Raw genomic sequence first — 16,481 nt, 5'->3', positions numbered from 1 at the left:
ACCCTAGTGGAGTTGTGCACATAGCGCAGCCCCCTACTCCCGCCCGGACCTTCGCGGTCATAGACTCATGCCAACTGGGTTCTGGAGGGTTCGGGAAGAGGGGTGGCGGGTGAAAGCAGGCATAGCGCGCGAGGCGCTCGACGGCGAGCGACGTGTGGCCGCCACGCCTGAAACGGTCAAGCAATTGGCCGGGTTGGGCCTGGAAGTTCAGATCGAGTCCGGGGCCGGATCAGCCTCCGGTCATAGCGACGACGATTACCGGCAGGCCGGCGCCTCCGTGGTCCAATCCCTGGACCTCGGGACACTGGATGTCTACTGCCACGTGCGCCCCATGGAACCGTCGACGGTGGGAGCTCTTCGCCGGGGCTCTGTCACCGTCGGCTTGGGGTCGCCGTCCTCGGAGTTGCCTACCGTGAGGGCCCTCGCCGCCGGTGGGATCACATCCTTCGCCCTTGAGCTGGTTCCCCGTATTTCGCGTGCACAATCCATGGATGCGTTGACATCCCAGGCCTTGGTGGCGGGGTATCGGTGCGTCCTTGAAGCAGCCATGCGGCTGCCCCGGTTCTTCCCGCTGTACATGACGGCGGCGGGGACCATCCCACCGGCCCGCGTGTTGGTGTTGGGCGCCGGTGTGGCCGGTCTCCAGGCGATCGGAACAGCCAAGCGGCTCGGCGCCCGGGTTTCCGGCAACGACATCCGCCCGGCTTCGGCTGACGAAGTAGCGTCCATGGGCGGAACGTTCATCAAGCTTGACCTCGAAACCGCTGAGGCATCCGGTGGGTACGCACGTGAATTGAGCGCGGACCGCGGTGCCTTGCAACGGGCGCTCCTGGCACCTCACGTTGCCCAGGCAGACGTGTTGATCACAACGGCCGCCGTCCCCGGCCGGAGGGCGCCGCTGCTGGTGAGCCGCGAGATGGTGCAGGGCATGCGGCCAGGCTCCGTGGTAGTGGACCTGGCGGCCGAATCCGGCGGCAATGTTGAGGGAAGCATTCCCGGGCAGGACATCCACATACCCACCGCTGACGGTCAGGGAGTGGTGACACTGGTGGGCATCAAGGATGCCGCGTCAGCGATGCCCGCGGACGCCTCACGCCTTTACGCCAAAAACGTGGCCAACCTGCTGGCGCTCATGACCAAGGATGGCGTGGTTGCCCCGGACTTTGCCGACGAAGTAGTGGCCGGCGCCTGCCTCACCCACGATGGCGAGGTCCGGCATGCGCCCACATCGGAAGCACTCACCGCGCCCGCCGGCGAAACGGCACCCTCTGGAAGTACTCATCCCGGACCTGAAGGAGTGCGCTGATGGATGGCATGAGTTTGCTGACGATCACTGTGCTGGCCGTTTTTGTGGGCTTCGAGGTTGTTTCCAAGGTTTCCAGCACACTGCATACACCCCTCATGTCCGGCGCCAACGCCATCCACGGCATCATCCTGGTGGGGGCCATCATCGTTGCTGGACAGGCTGCAGACCCGTTGGTGCTGGCGGTCGCGCTCCTCGCGGTTGTCCTGGCTACGGCCAACCTCGTCGGCGGTTTTGTGGTGACCGATCGGATGCTCGAAATGTTCCGCGGAAGGCAACGGCCGCCGTCGAAAGTTGCTCCGACGGATTCTGGAGCCGCAGGGGCCGCAATTAAGGGGCGACGCCCATGACGCTGCTCAATCCCACGTGGACGGCACTTCTGTACCTTGCGGCGGCGGCGTGCTTCATCCTCGCGCTGAAGGGCCTGAACTCACCACGGACCGCCCGGCGCGGCAACCTGATCGGAGCATTTGGCGCCCTGTTGGCAGTGGTGACGGTATTCGTATCCGTGAAACTGGACAATATTCCCTGGATTCTTGGTGCCATCGTGGTGGGCTCCGGTGTGGCTGCCCCCGTGGCCCGCAGGGTACAGATGACCCAGATGCCCCAGCTCGTGGCGCTCTTCAACGGTGTGGGCGGTGGCGCTGCGGCGCTCGTGGCATTGCTGGAACTCTCGCATACGGAAGAGCCCTGGGTTCGGGTGGCAATCGTCTTCACGCTGTTGGTGGGGGCGGTCTCCTTCGCGGGTTCCGGCGTCACCTTCGCCAAGCTCCAAGGGCTCATGACCACACGCCCGGTCACATTCCCGGGACTGCCGGTCCTGATGGCCGTCGTGTTGCTGGCAGCCGTGGGGGCCGGCGTCGTGGTGATCCTCAACGGATCCTTGGTGCTGGCGCTGGTCCTGTTGGTTTTGGGGCTTGTTACCGGAATCCTGTTGGTGCTCCCTGTGGGTGGCGCCGATGTACCCATAGTCATTTCGCTCCTGAACGCCTTCACTGGTCTGGCTGTGGCAGCCTCGGGGCTGGTGCTGGGCAATGTCCTGCTTGTGGTTGCAGGCACCCTGGTGGGGGCCTCCGGCACCATCCTTACCCGGGCCATGGCGGCTGCGATGGGGCGCAGCGTCGCAGGCATCATGTTCGGGGCGTTCAAGGGCGGATCAACGGCGGGATCGACCGCTCTGAGTGAGCGGCCGGTGCGGTCCTCCAGCGCCGAGGACGTGGCAGTCCTGCTCGGCTATGCGCAGCGGGTCATCATTGTGCCGGGGTACGGTCTGGCAGTAGCGCAAGGGCAGCACACAGCTGCCGAACTTGCCTTGGCCCTGGAAGCACGCGGTATTGAGGTGGATTTCGCCATCCATCCCGTGGCTGGAAGGATGCCGGGGCATATGAACGTGCTCCTGGCCGAAGCCAACGTTCCCTATGAGTCGCTTAAGGAAATGGGCGACATCAACTCCGAGTTTAAGACGGCCGACGTTGCCTTGGTGGTGGGCGCCAACGACGTCGTCAACCCCGCAGCGAAGACCACCTCGGGCTCGCCGATCTACGGAATGCCCATCCTGGAGGTTGCCGATGCCCGCCAGGTGGTGTTCCTCAAACGCTCCATGCGCCCCGGGTTTGCCGGGATTGAAAATGAACTCCTCTATGAGCCTCAAACCACCCTGCTGTTCGGCGACGCGAAGGATTCGCTGACCAAGGTCCTGGGTGCAGTGAAGGGACTCTAGGGAAACCGTGTTTCTCCTTTTTGGGCCCCTTAACCGCGTCACGTACGGATTGGTGGGGGCACAGGTCTTGTACAGAACCATGTACAGCGGGCTAGGAGTCGTCGAGTGCAAGACCGTAAGAAAGAGTCGTTGTTTGGGTCGCGCTTCGTCCCGGCGCAGGGTAAGAGCGTCACCAACTGGAGGTTGCTGGTTGGCCAAACTGTTCAAATTTGGCGCGGTGACGACATCGTGGACCAAGGCACGGTGGAGACCGTAACTCCTGACGGCAGCGTGCTGTGGCTCACCCAAAAGGGAGCGATTGGACGGCGGATGGTGACCAAGGAACGTGGAGCGCGCCTTCGAATCCAGCTGATCAACTAAGCTGCATCGCGCACCGGCCAGGACCTTCCCGGCCGTCCGCCCGCCGTCCTAAGAACCCGCGGAAACCGTCGGACCGTATGCCAAGACCTCTGCCAATTCAGCCAGCCTGTGCGCCCGCGCCGATTCTGCCGGCGTGAAAGGCTCACCCGGGCGCGAGAACACCAAGGGCCCGTGCCAGGCCGTCGGGATCTTGAGGATGTCAGCGGACAGCCCGACGGCGGAACTCGTGTGGGGTGCCGGGTGCTCGGGATCAACGGGGACGACTTTGGCGGAAAGGAGCTCGGCGACCGCGTGGGGGAGTTCCTTGGGGTTACCGGCGATGCGGGTGGCGAGGCTCAGGGCCTTGGTTTGGCCGTCAGCCATGGCCAGAGCTGTGGTGGGCCAAACGTGGGACTCGCGCCCGCCGCCGTCGAGCAGTGCTTTCAGCAGTTCCTGTTCGGTGACATTGCCCGGGGCCGAGAGGACGAACTCGTCCATGACGGTCTCGCTTGGAGCGGCGACAGCGGCCCCCGTTGCCATCATCGGATGGACGTGCAGGCTGAGGATGTTGCTATCCAGCTTGGCGAGGGATTGGGTGATTTTCTGCAGGGACCCGGGCTGGTCGAGCAGCACCGTCCGGGCACGCCACAAGGACGGTGCCAGATTCAACGTGCGTCGTTGGCGGAGGGCCGGAGCGTGCAACCATCGCCTGAGTACTTTCGCTGCTGAGGGTTCGGCCACCCAGATGACCAGAACGGTGGCGGTGACCGCCAAGAGCAGGACCTTCGCTACGTAGGGCAGATGGGTTTCCACGACTGCTGCGTGGACCAGCAGCTCGATGGGAAGCATGACCGCAATGTTGGCCAGGGTGAGTCGGGCCTTGGGCGGTTCGGGCAACTGGCCGCAGACATCACAGAGGAGGTCCGCGGTGACGGGAGTGCTCGCGTTGGGCTTCATGTTTTCATGCTGCCCTGACCCTGTTTCGTACCGATTGCCTGTGCGTCACGTTCCGGGAACGGCCCGGTGAACGCCCGCCACGCAAGAGCCCGGCGTTCTCACGGAGAGAACGCCGGGCTCAGGCCACGCAACTTAAGTGGGAGTGCTCTCGATGAGCTGTCCGTCCTAGCGGGTGCGGTCGGAATCGAGGTCGGAGTCAAGCTCCGAGATGTTGTCTGCGTCGCGGTGGCCGGCAGCTTCCTTCAGGAGGTCGCGGATTTCGGCCAGAAGGGCGGTGTCTGCCGGGAGCGGCTCTTCTTCCGGTTCCTCGGTGGAGAGGCGCTCTTTGACCAGGGAGTTAATCTTGTTCATTGGCGCCACGAAGATGAAGTAAACCACGGCTGCAGTGATGACAAAGGTCACCAAAGCGGTCAACACCGCGCCAAAGTCGATGAAGGTGGCGGGGTTGTCCGGCCAGATGCGGAAGCCCAGTCCCTCTGCGTTCATGCCGCCGGCCGCTGCAATGACGGGGTTGATGATGTGGTTGGTGAAAGCCGCCACGAGGGCGGTGAAGGCACTGCCGATGACGACGGCAATGGCCAGCTCGATCACGTTGCCGCGAAGTATGAAGTCCTTGAAACCCTTGAACATGGATGGTCCTCCGATTGGGTGCGGGTGTCTGCCTCAGCAGAGATCAAACTACCACTCCCGGGTTTCAAGCGGGTGTAAGCGGGTGAGCGAGGGTTGGCGGGAGGGGGCCCGGGGGTGAGCGAGCGTTGGTTGCTCCTCACCCCCGGCAGGCAATCAGGTCGGCGGACCGTCAGGCGAGCAGGGCCCGCGTGTGGTCGTTGAGGAACATCCCGCGGGGATCGAATTCGCGCCGGACCTGGATGAAGGTGTCCAGCTCCGGGTAGAGGCGTTCCAGCCGGCTCCGGGTCATGAAGTGGATCTTTCCCCAGTGGGCGCGCGGCTCGAATTCCTGGAGCACGGCGTCGGCGTCGCGGAAGAACTGCCAGTAGTCGGTCCCGGGCTCGGTGGTCAGCGTGATGACGGTGCTGTCGCGGCCTTGGAATTGGGACATGTAGGCGTCGTCGGACTTCACCCAGCGGACCTCAACGGGGTACTTCTGCTCGGGATACTTGCTGCGGATCAGGTCCTGGATGGCCTCGACGGCCACCAAACCGTCCTCGCTGCGGACGAAGTACTCCAGTTCGTGGAACTGTGTGGTGAAGCCGCCGGGGTAGATCCGGTAGGAACGGTCCAGTCGGGCACCCTCAACGGTGGAGAGCTGGCTTTCGTCGTGGACGGATGCGACGTTGTACCGCTTGGTGTAGCTGCGGCCACCCATGCTGTGGTCCGGCGAGCCGGGGAGGTCCAGCAGCTCACAAGAGTCGTCCTCAGGGCACCAGAGGAACGAGTAGTGGCGGTTGTCGTCGATGTCGGCCTGCCACGTGGCCGCGGTTTCCGCCCACGTTGGGTAGGTGATCTGTTCCTGCAGGTAATAGCTGTCTTCAACGGCCAACTCGACTTCCAGGAAGATCCCCAACGTTCCCAGCGCTGTCTGTGCGGCACGGAGTTCGCGGAGCTGGCCCTCGCCGATCTCCACGATTTCGCCGTAGCCGTTGATCAGCTTCACCCAGCGCAGTTTGGAGGAGAAGCTGCCCAAATCCTTACCGGATCCGTGGGTGCTGGTGGCCAAGGCGCCGGCGATCTGCTGCTTGTCGATGTCGCCCTGGTTGCTGAGCGCCAGTCCCTTCTCCCACAGGGCATCCCCGAAAGCGTTGATGGTGGTGCCGGCAAGCGCACGGGCCCGGCGTCCGGGCTGGTCAGTGCCCGTAATGGCTGAGAGCCCGGACATGTCCATCAGCACGCCGCCGGTCTGGACCAACGGTGAGGAGGAGTGCCCTGAGCCGACCGCCCGCACAGGCAAGCCTTCGCGGATGGCGAATCGGACGGCGTCGAGCGCTTCTTGTTCATTCCTGGGCCGAACGGTAAAGGCGGGGGTCGCGCTTTGGTTCCCGCCCCAGTTGGTCCAGGTGGCGTCTGTGGCGAAGGGGGCTGTGGGAGTGGCTGCGGCCGGTACGCCCGATGCCCGGGAAACATGAGTTGTCATGGTTGAAGCTCCGTTGCTTGTCTGAACGCTCACGCGCCGTGGTTGATCATGACGTGCTTGGTGCGCGAGTAGTCATCCAGGGCGTAGAGCGAGAGGTCGCGGCCGTAGCCGGAACCCTTGAATCCGCCCCACGGTACCTCGCACGCCAGGACAAGGTGCGCATTGACCCACACCGTGCCGAAGTCCAACTGCTTGGGTATGCGGAGGGAAAGGCTTGAATCGCGCGTCCACACCGAGGCTGACAGGCCGTAGGGGCTCTCATTGGCCCGGGTCACGGCTTCCTCGGTGGTGCTGAAGGTTTCCACCGTGACGACGGGGCCGAAGATCTCGTGCGTGGCGATGTGTGCACCGGCCGGCACGTTGCTGATGACCGTGGGCTCGATAAAGTAGCCGGGACCTTCCAGCGCCGAACCGCCAAGAGCCACGTTGAGGCCAGCCTCGCGGGCCTCAGCCAGCGATTCCTTGACCCGTTCGTAGTGCGGGAGGGAGATCATGGGGCCGATTTCGACGTCGTCGCCTGCATCGGGGGCTCCGACCACCAAGGTGCTGACTTCGCGTACCAGGTGTTCCGTGAACTCTTCGGCCACGGACTCGTGAACCAGGACGCGGCAGGCAGCGCCGCAATCCTGGCCGGCGTTCCAGAAGCCGGCATTGCGTACACCGGCAGCGGCTGCGCGGAGGTCGGCGTCGGGGAAGACGACAACAGGAGCCTTGCCGCCGAGTTCCAGGTGCACGCGCTTGACGGACTTCGCGGCGGTTTCGGCCACTGCCTGGCCGCTGACGACGCTGCCGGTCAGTGCGACCAAGGCAATGTCCGGGTGCTCGGACAGCCTCTGCCCCACAGTCCGGCCGCGTCCGGTGACGACGTTGAGGATGCCATCCGGAATGCGTCCGGCCAGCATTTCCACCAGCTTCAACGTGGACAGCGGAGTCTGCTCGGAAGGCTTGATGACGATGCTGTTACCGGCTGCGAGGATGGGCGCGATCTTCCATGCGGCCATCAGCAGCGGGTAGTTCCACGGGGTGATGACGCCCACTACGCCCACGGGTTCACGGAGGATCACGGAGGTGTGGTCCGTGGCGTAGTCGCCGCCGGCCATGGAGGTCAGGGTGCGTGAGGCCCCGGCCATGAACCGGAAGGTGTCGATGGTGCTGGAGACATCGTCCTCGGACACGGCCTGCGGTTTGCCGGTGTTGGCTGACTCGATGACCTCGAAAGCCGCGCGGTTCTCCTCGATGATGTTCGCGATGAGGTTCAGGACATCCGCGCGTTCCTTCGGGGTGGTGGCACCCCAGGTCTTTTGGGCCACGACGGCGGCGGCAACAGCGACGTCGACATCATCGGCCGTGCCGGCCAGCACTGAAGCGATGACAGCCTCGGTGGTGGGATCCACGACGTCGATGGACTGGCCCGAAGAGCCGGGGACGAAGGAACCGTTGATGAAGTGGCCCGCCGGAGGCAGGGGCAACGGCAGGGCAGGGACGCTGTCGATCTGTGAAGAACCGGTGGTGGCGCGTCGGACGGTGAACTGTTCGGTCTGGGTGGTCATGATGATTCGCTTTCAGATCAGGGGGTGGTCGGATGAGGGCTGATCAGATCAGGTCCGGGGTGAGTGCAGTGGCGGGAAAGGGGGCGGCTTCTGTCTTCTTGCCGAACAGCCGGGCCGCGAAGTAATAGAGGGGAGCGACGACGACGAGGCCGACGATCCATGAGATATCCACGCCGCCCATCGCCGCGGCCAGCGGGCCGGTGTAGATGGCGGTGGCCGAGAAGGGGACCTGGATGAGGGCGCCTGCTACGTAGGAGCCGATGGCGACCCAATTGAACCGCCCGTACACGCCGCCGTCGCGCTTGAAGAAGTCTTCAACCCGGTAGTCGCCGTGCCGCAGGAGGTAGTAGTCCACCAGGTTGATGGCCGTCCAGGGAACCAGGACGTACATGAGGAAGGAGAGGAAGTTGGTGTAGAAGAGGATGAAGTTGTCGCGGGCAAACAGGGCGATGGAGACGGCGACGACGAAGAGGATGATCGCGGCAATGCTGCGCGTCTTGGCCCGTGGCAACCAGGAAGGCTTGAAGGTTTGCCCGATGGTGAGGGTGCAGAGGACGCCACAGTACAGGTTCATGGCGTTCGAGGCCGCTACGCCCAGGCAGAAGATGCCCACGATGATCAGTGTCCATGGTTGGAGCAGGGCGCCCAGGCTTCCGACGATTTCGACGTCGCCGGTGCTCATGGAGACGGCGAGCGTTCCCACCAAAGCGCCGAGAATCATGGGGAACAGGGTTCCCAGGACACAGCCTGAGTAGGAGGCCCAGAACGCCGGAGCCGAGCCCGTGCCTTGCGGCATGTAGCGGGAGTAGTCCGAGACGTAAGGGGCGTAGGCCAGCTGCCACAGGGCGGAGACGGAGATGGTCCCCATGAAGCCGACCCAGTTGAAGTTGCCCGTCTCCAGGAAGTTGCCGGGCAATCCGTGGACCACCAGGATCCAGCCGAAGGCCAGCAACAGTGCCAGCCCAGCGGCAACGCTGAGGACACGTGCATAGGCGTGGATGAGTCGGTAGCCGAAAATCGTGGCGATGACGCTGACGACGCCGATGATGATGATGCCCGCGTCAACACTGATGCCTGGGCTCACAGCTGCCATTGCTTCGCCACCGAACACGAGGTTCGCCGCGAAGAAGCCGACGTACATGACCACCACGATGACCACGATCAACAGAGCCCCGAAGGAGCCGAACTGGCCACGGGTCTGGATCATCTGGGCCACACCCAGCTGAGGGCCTTGGGCCGAGTGCAGCGCCATGAAGATGCCACCCACCACGTTGCCGATGATGATGCCCACGATCGCCGGGACGAAGCCCAAGCCGAACACCGTGGTGGCGAGTCCGCCGGTCACGATGGTCATGATCATGATGTTGGAGCCGAACCAGATGGTGAAGAGGTCGCGGGCTTTGCCATGGCGCTCGTTGGCCGGGATCGGCTGGATGGTCTTGTCCTCGAGCCGCGGGACCTCAGTTGTTGGCGCGGTGCTCATGACGCGGTCCGGGATGCTGAAGCGAGTTCACGAACAACGGCGGTGTCTGCTTTGCTGCGGTTCACCATGAGCCCCAGGAGGTCGAAGACAAGGGTGGCCGCGGCGACCGTGGTGATGTCCGCATGGTCGTACGCCGGGGCGACTTCCACGACGTCGGCACCCACGATGTTGATGCCGTTCAGCCCGCGGAGCAAAGCCAGGAGCTCGCGGGAGTGAAGCCCGCCCATCTCCGGGGTGCCCGTGCCGGGGGCGAAGGCCGGGTCCAGCACGTCAATGTCGATGGAAACGTAAACGGGGGTATCGCCGAGCCTGTCCTTCACACGCTGGATTGCTGCCGGGACGCCAATAACGTCCAGGTCCGAGCAGCGGATGATCTGGAAGCCGAATTCGTGGTCGCGGAGGAAGTCGTTGCGGTCATAGACCGGGCCGCGGATACCCACGTGCATCGACTTGTCCTCCACCAGCAGGCCTTCTTCGAAAGCCCGACGGAAGATGGTTCCATGCGTGATGGGCTGGTCGAAATAGGTGTCCCAAGTGTCCAGGTGCGCGTCGAAGTGCAGCAGCGCCACCGGACCGTGGACCTTGTTCAACGCCCGCAGCATGGGCAGGGCGATGGTGTGGTCGCCACCGATCGAGATGAGCCGCTTGTCCTCGCTCATCAATGGCAATGCCTGCTCTTCGATCTCACGGACGGCCCGGGTGATGTCGTAGGGGGTGCAGGCGATGTCGCCGGCATCCACCACTTGGGCTTCGTACACCGGTTCAACGTCGAGCTCCGGGTGGTACCCGGGGCGCAGGAGGCGCGAGGCCTCGCGGACTGCGGCAGGGCCGAAACGGGCGCCGGGCCGGAAGGAGGTTCCGCCGTCGAACGGGACGCCCACGATCGCAATGTCGTAGTCGGGAACGCGGTCGATTTGGGGGAGACGGGCGAAGGTGCCGAGGCCAGCAAACCGGGGGACTTTGGTGGCGTCGACAGGGCCGATGGGCTTGTGCGTTGTCATTGACCGATCCTTGGGGTTGAGGGGTGCTCGCCGTTGAGCGGGAAGTAGTAATTCCATTCTTGGTGACGCGGATCACTCCGGATAGCGCTACATTGACTACAAATAGTCGAGGCGTTTAGACGAATGTCTAACCGCCCCTGGAGGAGGCGGGAAAACGCGCCGCCACAGCAGAGAACCGGAGCGTAAGAGATGGCAATCACCGTCGCCGAACTCGTCGCCGAACCGCAGTTGGGACTCACGCTCCTGGCCGGATCGGCCGGCGCGGACAACCGCATCACCTGGGCCCACACCTCGGACCTGCCCAGGCTGTGGGAGTGGGTCACGGGCGGCGAACTCATGATGACCAACGGCCTGTCCATTCCTGCCGATGCGGACGGGCAGGTGGCGCTCGCCGAGGCCCTCATGGACAGCGGCGCCAGTGCCTTGGCGATTGGCGAGAAGATGCATGCACCACCGCTGACCGCCGAATTCCTGGCCGCCTGCGACCGGCTTCCGTTGCCCCTGCTCAACATTCCGTACCCGCTGCCGTTCATAGCCATCGCCCGGTCGGTTGCCGAGTCCTCCCTGCTCGAAGAATCCCGCCGGCTCCGGCAGACGGCGCGCGTCTACGATCTGCTGCGCACCGTGGGCGCCTCGGAAGACCACTGGCAGAGCCTGGTCCAGCGGCTGGCGACCGAGCTCGACGCGGAGCTGTTCGTGGTGGACCGCCGCTGCCTCCATCCTTGGCACCCGGAGGGGAAGGCGCTTCCGGAGTTCCTCGCCGATGCCTGGGCTCCGTCGTCCGGGCACGTGTCGCCGGCAGGGAAGAACTTCCAGTGGCACCGCATCCGGGGCAGGCATGTGCTGACCATGGACATCCCCACCCACGCCAACGCGCTCCTGGTGGTGCTGCCCAACAGCGAACCGCACCCGGACGCCGTCGTACTTCTCCACGCGGCAACCGTGCTGGGACTGCAACTTTCGCGCATCGTGCTGTCGCTGGAAGGCCGCCACCGGCTGGCCGGCGAGTTCCTGCTGCAGGCCATGGACGGACGCCTGGGAGTGGCCGAAATGGAGAGTCGGCTCGCCGCATTTGAGGTTCCGCCGCAAGGATTCCTGCTCGCCTCGATGGCGGCGGACGCCGCGGATCGAGCAGCGGACGACGGCGACAGGCTGGCCAGCGTGCACATCGAACTGTGGCGGCACGGGGTTGCGTCTGCGTCCTTGAAGCGGAACAACAGGCTCCACGTGGTGGTCCCGGCAGACGTGCCTGACGACGTCCTGGTGCACTGCGCCGGCTTGGAAACGCTGATCGGGATCAGCGCGCCTGCAGCCGTTGCGAACATCCAGCGCGCGTTGCAGGAGTCCCTCTGGGCGCTGGGTTCAGCCCGGGCCAACAGGCTCAGGCTGTCCCGCTATGCGGAGGGGCCGTCGTGGCTGGGACTCACCGGTTTTGAGGAAGGAACGGCGCTGGTCCGGCGTCTTCTCGGCCCGATTTTTGACTACGAGCAGAGCCAGGAAGGCGATCTCCTTGTCACTCTGAGGACGTATTTGGACTCGCAGCGTTCGTGGCAGAAAACCGCGACAGCCCTGTTCGCGCACCGGCAAACCATCATCTACCGGATACGGAAAATCGGTGAATTGACGGGGCTGGACATGGGTGAAACGTCCACTGTTGCCCAGCTCTGGTTTGCGCTGCAGATCCACGAGGCGATGCACCAGTAGCGTCACCTTGCTTGCGCTTTTTCGAAATGACCCGCTATGGTGTGAAGCGTGTCACTTATGGTGACGCAACGCTTTTGATCTGCGGCGGGAGAGTCCTGCCGGTACATCCAGTCAGGCGCCGTAGGAGCAAATCCTCCCCAGGAATCTCTCAGGCCCATGTACCGCCGCGGTTAGGCAACTCTGGAAAGCAGTCCGGGTAACCGGGCTCACCGACGGTGCAAGCAGGCAACCATCCCTGCGGAATCTCTCAGGTCCAATACAGAGCGGGGAGGAACCCCACATCATCGTGGCGCTCACTGGGCGCCTGAATCATGGAGTTCCTCTTGACTGTTCAATCAACCCCCACCGCCTTCGCGGACCGGCATATCGGTGCCCGTCGCCAAGCCGACGTTGACACCATGCTCAAGGCCATCGGCTACGACTCTGTCGACGGGCTGGTGGACGTCGCCGTCCCCGATTCCATCCGGCAGGAAACTGCACTGAGGCTTTCGAGCGGAAACGACGCCCTCACCGAGGTGCAGGTCCTCGCCCAGCTCCGCAAGCTCGCGTCCAAGAACAAGACCGCAGTACAGATGATCGGCCAGGGCTACTACGACACCGTCACGCCGCCGGTCATCCGCCGCAACATCCTGGAAGCTCCTGCCTGGTACACCGCGTACACGCCGTACCAGCCGGAGATTTCCCAGGGCCGCCTCGAAGCGCTGCTCAACTTCCAGACCATGGTGCAGGACCTCACGGGACTTCCCGTAGCCAACGCCTCGCTCCTGGATGAAGCCACCGCCGTGGCCGAGGCCGTGCTGCTGATGCGCCGCGCCAACAAGTCCAAGACTGCCAAGGATGGCAAGACCGTCCTGGACGCAGACCTCCTCCCGCAGACCATCGCCATTGTGAAGGGTCGCGCCGAGGCACTGGGCTTCGAGGTCGAGATTGCCGACCTCTCAGCCGGACTTCCCGACGGCGACATCAACGGCATCGTCCTGCAGCAGCCGGGCGTTTCCGGCCGGGTTTTTGACCACACTTCTGTGATTGCCGAGGCCAAGGAACGCGGTGCCTTGGTTACCGTGGCCGCGGATTTGCTGGCGCTCACCCTCATCACGCCCCCGGGCGAGCAAGGTGCGGACATCGCCGTCGGAACCGCGCAGCGCTTCGGTGTTCCGCTGTTCTTCGGCGGCCCGCACGCCGCGTACATGGCCGTCCGTGAAGGCATGGAACGCACCCTTCCCGGCCGCATCGTGGGCGTCTCCAAGGACAATGCCGGTGTCCCCGCCTACCGTTTGGCACTCCAGACCCGCGAGCAGCACATCCGCCGCGAAAAGGCCACGTCCAACATCTGTACAGCCCAGGCTTTGCTCGCCATTGTGGCTTCGATGTACGCCGTTTATCACGGCCCCGAGGGCCTGAAGTCGATCGCCGAAACCGTCCACGGCCACGCCCGCGTTTTGGCTTCGGCCCTGCAGAAGGCCGGCCGCGAACTCGTCTCCGAGGCCTTCTTCGACACCCTTACCGTCCGCGTTCCCGGCAAGGCTGACAAGGTCATCGCCGCCGCAGAGGCCCGTGGCATCAACCTGCGGCTCATCGATGCGGACACCGTTGGCATCAGCATTGATGAAACCACGACGCCGGAGGTCCTCTCCGCGGTAGCCGTCGCCTTTGGAGCCGGTCCGGTAGGGGACGCTTCCGGGTTCGAACTGCCTTCCGAGGTGGTCCGCAGCAGCGATTTCCTGCAGCACCCGGTGTTCAACACGCACCGTTCCGAGACGCAGCTGTTGCGCTATATCCGCAAGCTGTCCGACCGGGACCTCGCGCTGGACCGCACCATGATCCCGTTGGGTTCGTGCACCATGAAGCTGAACGCCACCGCTGAGATGGAAGCCATCTCCTGGCCGGAGTTCGCCTCGATCCACCCGTTCGCACCGGACCACCAGACAGCTGGTTGGCGTGAACTGATCTCCGACCTCGAAGCGGACCTCACGGAAATCACAGGCTATGACCAGGTCTCCATCCAGCCCAATGCCGGTTCCCAGGGCGAGCTGGCGGGCTTGCTGGCCATCCGTGGGTACCACCTGTCCCGTGGCGACGAGCAGCGCACTGTCTGCCTGATCCCTGCGTCGGCGCACGGCACCAACGCAGCTTCCGCAGTGCTGGCGGGCATGAAGGTTGTTGTGGTGGCCACGGCAGCCGACGGCACCATCGACCACGCGGACCTGACCGCCAAGATCGAGGCCAACAAGGACGTCCTGTCCTGCATCATGATCACCTACCCCTCCACGCACGGTGTGTACGACGCCGACGTTCGCGAAGTCTGCGATGCGATCCACGCTGCCGGTGGCCAGGTGTACGTAGACGGAGCCAACCTGAATGCCTTGGTTGGCTTGGCACAGCCGGGCAAGTTCGGCGGGGACGTGTCCCACCTGAACCTGCACAAGACCTTCTGCATCCCGCACGGTGGCGGTGGGCCGGGCGTTGGTCCGGTTGCTGCCAAAGCCCACTTGGCTCCCTTCATGCCGGGCGATGCGAACAGCGCTGACTCTTCCAACACTGGCGTTGCCATCTCGGCCTCGCGCTACGGCTCTGCCGGTGTGCTGCCGATTTCCTGGGCGTATGTGAAGCTCATGGGCGGCGAAGGATTGACCGAAGCAACCAAGTCCGCGCTGCTGGCAGCCAACTATGTGGCCTCCCGCCTGGATGAGCACTTCCCCATCCTCTACACGGGCGAGGGCGGACTCGTGGCCCACGAGTGCATCCTGGACCTCCGCGAGCTGACCGCCCGCACGGGTGTCACTGCGGAAGACGTTGCCAAGCGCCTGATCGACTTCGGCTTCCACGCACCCACCCTGGCCTTCCCGGTGGCGGGCACGCTGATGGTGGAACCGACTGAGTCCGAGGACCTGGCGGAGATCGACCGCTTCATTGAAGCCATGATCACCATCCGCGCCGAGATCGAGCAGGTGGCCAGCGGTGATTTCACTGTTGAGAAGTCGCCGTTGCGCAACGCGCCGCACACGGCTGCCGCCGTCGTGAATTCCGGCTGGGACCGCGACTACCCGCGTGAGCAGGCCGCGTTCCCGGTCCACCACCTCAAGCAGGACAAGTACTTCCCGCCTGTTGGACGCATCGACGGCGCCGCCGGTGACCGCAACCTGGTCTGCTCCTGCCCTCCGCTTGAAGATTTTGAAAACTAAGGACTTCCGACATGTCTGAGAACTACACCGCTCTCTATGAGCAGCACAAAAAGGCCGGCGCTTCCTTCACGGACTTCGGTGGCTGGCAGATGCCGCTGAAGTACGAGTCCGAGCTCGCCGAACACCACGCAGTCCGCAAATCCGCCGGCCTGTTCGACCTCTCCCACATGGGCGAAGTCTGGGTCACCGGCCCGGACGCTGCGGCCTTCCTGGACTACGCCCTGGTGGGCAAGCTGTCGGCGATCGCCGTGGGCAAGGCGAAGTATTCGCTGATCTGCAATGCCGACGGCGGAATCATCGACGACCTCATTACCTACCGTCGCCCCTCTCCCGAGGAGGGCGGGGACAAGTATCTTGTGGTCCCCAATGCGGGCAACGCCAAGGTGGTCGCTGCGGCGCTCCTGAAGCGCGCGGCCGGTTTCGACGTCGCCGTCGAGGACGTTTCTTCCGAGACGTCACTCATCGCCGTGCAGGGCCCGAATGCTGAAGCCATCCTGCTGAAGCTGGTCCCCGCGGAGCAGCACGCACTGGTGACGGAGCTGAAGTACTACGCAGCCGTCGAGGTGTCCATCAACGGGCAGGAGCTGTTGCTCGCCCGCACCGGCTACACCGGCGAAGACGGCTTCGAGATCTACATCCCGAACGTTGATGCACCCGGTCTCTGGGAGGCGTTGCTCGAAGCCGGCGAAGGCCACGGCCTCATCCCGGCCGGACTCGCCGCCCGTGATTCGCTCCGCCTGGAAGCCGGCATGCCCCTCTACGGCAACGAGCTCTCCCAGCACGTCAACGCTTACGCGGCAGGCCTTGGCCCGGTTGTTTCCCTGGCCAAGGAAAGCGACTTCATTGGCCGCGATGCGCTGACCGCCATCAAGGCCGCCGGCGTCGGGTCGACCATCGGGCAGAAGCTCGTAGGCCTCAAAGGCACCGGCCGCCGAGCCGCCCGTGGACATTATTCGGTCCTCAAGGACGGCTCGCTCATCGGCGAAGTCACCTCCGGCCAGCCGAGCCCGACGCTCGGTTACCCGGTAGCGATGGCCTATGTCGACGTCGAGCATTCAGAGCCGGGCACGATCGTGGAAGTGGACTTGCGCGGCAAAGCCGAACCTTTCGAAGTGGTTCAGCTCCCGTTCTACAAGCGCCAAAAATAGGG

At 64.3% G+C, this 16,481-nt stretch carries 13 protein-coding genes and 1 riboswitch; of the genes, 7 read left to right on the top strand and 6 right to left on the bottom strand.

Features of this window, described 5'->3' with window-relative positions; all coding sequences use genetic code 11:
• Window positions 1-109 precede the first annotated feature (109 nt).
• The 4 genes from J3D46_RS03330 to J3D46_RS03315 all read left to right on the top strand — a co-directional run bounded on the left by J3D46_RS03330 (window position 110) and on the right by J3D46_RS03315 (window position 3,383).
• Window positions 110-1,306, top strand: coding sequence for a Re/Si-specific NAD(P)(+) transhydrogenase subunit alpha (locus tag J3D46_RS03330; protein WP_253465080.1), 1,197 nt, complete (start codon window positions 110-112; stop codon window positions 1,304-1,306).
• The gene (locus J3D46_RS03325; RefSeq protein WP_253465077.1) at window positions 1,306-1,653 is read left to right on the top strand and encodes an NAD(P) transhydrogenase subunit alpha; all 348 of its coding nucleotides are present in this window, start codon (window positions 1,306-1,308) and stop codon (window positions 1,651-1,653) included. Before J3D46_RS03330 ends, J3D46_RS03325 begins: the two co-directional genes overlap by 1 nt.
• Window positions 1,650-3,023, top strand: a complete 1,374-nt coding sequence (locus J3D46_RS03320) for an NAD(P)(+) transhydrogenase (Re/Si-specific) subunit beta (RefSeq protein WP_231340400.1) — start codon at window positions 1,650-1,652, stop codon at window positions 3,021-3,023. The genes J3D46_RS03325 and J3D46_RS03320 overlap by 4 nt, the downstream gene beginning before the upstream one ends.
• A 105-nt stretch (window positions 3,024-3,128) precedes the next feature.
• Window positions 3,129-3,383 (top strand): hypothetical protein, encoded by a 255-nt coding sequence (locus tag J3D46_RS03315; protein WP_231340401.1) that lies wholly within the window; start codon window positions 3,129-3,131, stop codon window positions 3,381-3,383.
• A gap of 48 nt (window positions 3,384-3,431) precedes the next feature.
• Here J3D46_RS03315 and J3D46_RS03310 read toward each other — a convergent pair whose 3' ends face one another.
• From J3D46_RS03310 to speB, 6 genes are all read right to left on the bottom strand, one after another.
• Window positions 3,432-4,319: an amino acid-binding protein gene (locus J3D46_RS03310; RefSeq protein ID WP_253465075.1), complete on the bottom strand. Its 888-nt coding sequence runs from the start codon at window positions 4,317-4,319 to the stop codon at window positions 3,432-3,434.
• A gap of 165 nt (window positions 4,320-4,484) precedes the next feature.
• Window positions 4,485-4,949 carry a large conductance mechanosensitive channel protein MscL gene (gene mscL / locus J3D46_RS03305; RefSeq protein WP_231340403.1) on the bottom strand — a complete coding sequence of 155 codons (465 nt, stop codon included), beginning with the start codon at window positions 4,947-4,949 and terminating at the stop codon, window positions 4,485-4,487.
• 169 nt (window positions 4,950-5,118) lie between these two features.
• A complete protein-coding gene (locus tag J3D46_RS03300) occupies window positions 5,119-6,411 on the bottom strand; it encodes a D-arabinono-1,4-lactone oxidase (RefSeq protein ID WP_231340404.1) in 1,293 nt (430 codons plus the stop codon).
• 29 nt (window positions 6,412-6,440) lie between these two features.
• Window positions 6,441-7,961, bottom strand: a complete 1,521-nt coding sequence (locus J3D46_RS03295; RefSeq protein WP_231340405.1) for an aldehyde dehydrogenase family protein — start codon at window positions 7,959-7,961, stop codon at window positions 6,441-6,443.
• Between the two features lie 43 nt (window positions 7,962-8,004).
• Window positions 8,005-9,444, bottom strand: a complete 1,440-nt coding sequence (locus J3D46_RS03290) for a cytosine permease (protein ID WP_231340406.1) — start codon at window positions 9,442-9,444, stop codon at window positions 8,005-8,007.
• Window positions 9,441-10,445 (bottom strand): agmatinase, encoded by a 1,005-nt coding sequence (speB, locus tag J3D46_RS03285; RefSeq protein ID WP_231340407.1) that lies wholly within the window; start codon window positions 10,443-10,445, stop codon window positions 9,441-9,443. Before speB ends, J3D46_RS03290 begins: the two co-directional genes overlap by 4 nt.
• 189 nt (window positions 10,446-10,634) lie before the next feature.
• On the opposite strand from speB, the gene J3D46_RS03280 reads away from it, so the two are divergent.
• From J3D46_RS03280 to gcvT, 3 genes are all read left to right on the top strand, one after another.
• Window positions 10,635-12,149 carry a PucR family transcriptional regulator gene (locus tag J3D46_RS03280; RefSeq protein ID WP_253465073.1) on the top strand — a complete coding sequence of 505 codons (1,515 nt, stop codon included), beginning with the start codon at window positions 10,635-10,637 and terminating at the stop codon, window positions 12,147-12,149.
• A gap of 75 nt (window positions 12,150-12,224) precedes the next feature.
• A riboswitch (glycine riboswitch) is annotated at window positions 12,225-12,323 on the top strand.
• 149 nt (window positions 12,324-12,472) lie between these two features.
• Window positions 12,473-15,331, top strand: coding sequence for an aminomethyl-transferring glycine dehydrogenase (gene gcvP, locus J3D46_RS03275; RefSeq protein WP_231340409.1), 2,859 nt, complete (start codon window positions 12,473-12,475; stop codon window positions 15,329-15,331).
• 11 nt (window positions 15,332-15,342) lie between these two features.
• Window positions 15,343-16,479, top strand: coding sequence for a glycine cleavage system aminomethyltransferase GcvT (gene gcvT, locus J3D46_RS03270; protein WP_253465071.1), 1,137 nt, complete (start codon window positions 15,343-15,345; stop codon window positions 16,477-16,479).
• Window positions 16,480-16,481 lie beyond the last annotated feature (2 nt).

Source organism: Paenarthrobacter sp. A20, from assembly GCF_024168825.1.
Lineage (GTDB): Bacteria > Actinomycetota > Actinomycetes > Actinomycetales > Micrococcaceae > Arthrobacter.
This window is presented reverse-complemented; position numbering and strand designations above follow the sequence as displayed.

Coding starts and splice junctions, on each gene's coding strand:
- J3D46_RS03310 (WP_253465075.1), bottom strand. CDS start 4,319: ATGAAGCCCAACGCGAGCACTCCCGTCACCGCGGACCTCCTCTGTGAT.
- gcvT (WP_253465071.1), top strand. CDS start 15,343: ATGTCTGAGAACTACACCGCTCTCTATGAGCAGCACAAAAAGGCCGGC.
- J3D46_RS03280 (WP_253465073.1), top strand. CDS start 10,635: ATGGCAATCACCGTCGCCGAACTCGTCGCCGAACCGCAGTTGGGACTC.
- mscL (WP_231340403.1), bottom strand. CDS start 4,949: ATGTTCAAGGGTTTCAAGGACTTCATACTTCGCGGCAACGTGATCGAG.
- J3D46_RS03325 (WP_253465077.1), top strand. CDS start 1,306: ATGGATGGCATGAGTTTGCTGACGATCACTGTGCTGGCCGTTTTTGTG.
- J3D46_RS03320 (WP_231340400.1), top strand. CDS start 1,650: ATGACGCTGCTCAATCCCACGTGGACGGCACTTCTGTACCTTGCGGCG.
- J3D46_RS03290 (WP_231340406.1), bottom strand. CDS start 9,444: ATGAGCACCGCGCCAACAACTGAGGTCCCGCGGCTCGAGGACAAGACC.
- J3D46_RS03300 (WP_231340404.1), bottom strand. CDS start 6,411: ATGACAACTCATGTTTCCCGGGCATCGGGCGTACCGGCCGCAGCCACT.
- J3D46_RS03295 (WP_231340405.1), bottom strand. CDS start 7,961: ATGACCACCCAGACCGAACAGTTCACCGTCCGACGCGCCACCACCGGT.
- speB (WP_231340407.1), bottom strand. CDS start 10,445: ATGACAACGCACAAGCCCATCGGCCCTGTCGACGCCACCAAAGTCCCC.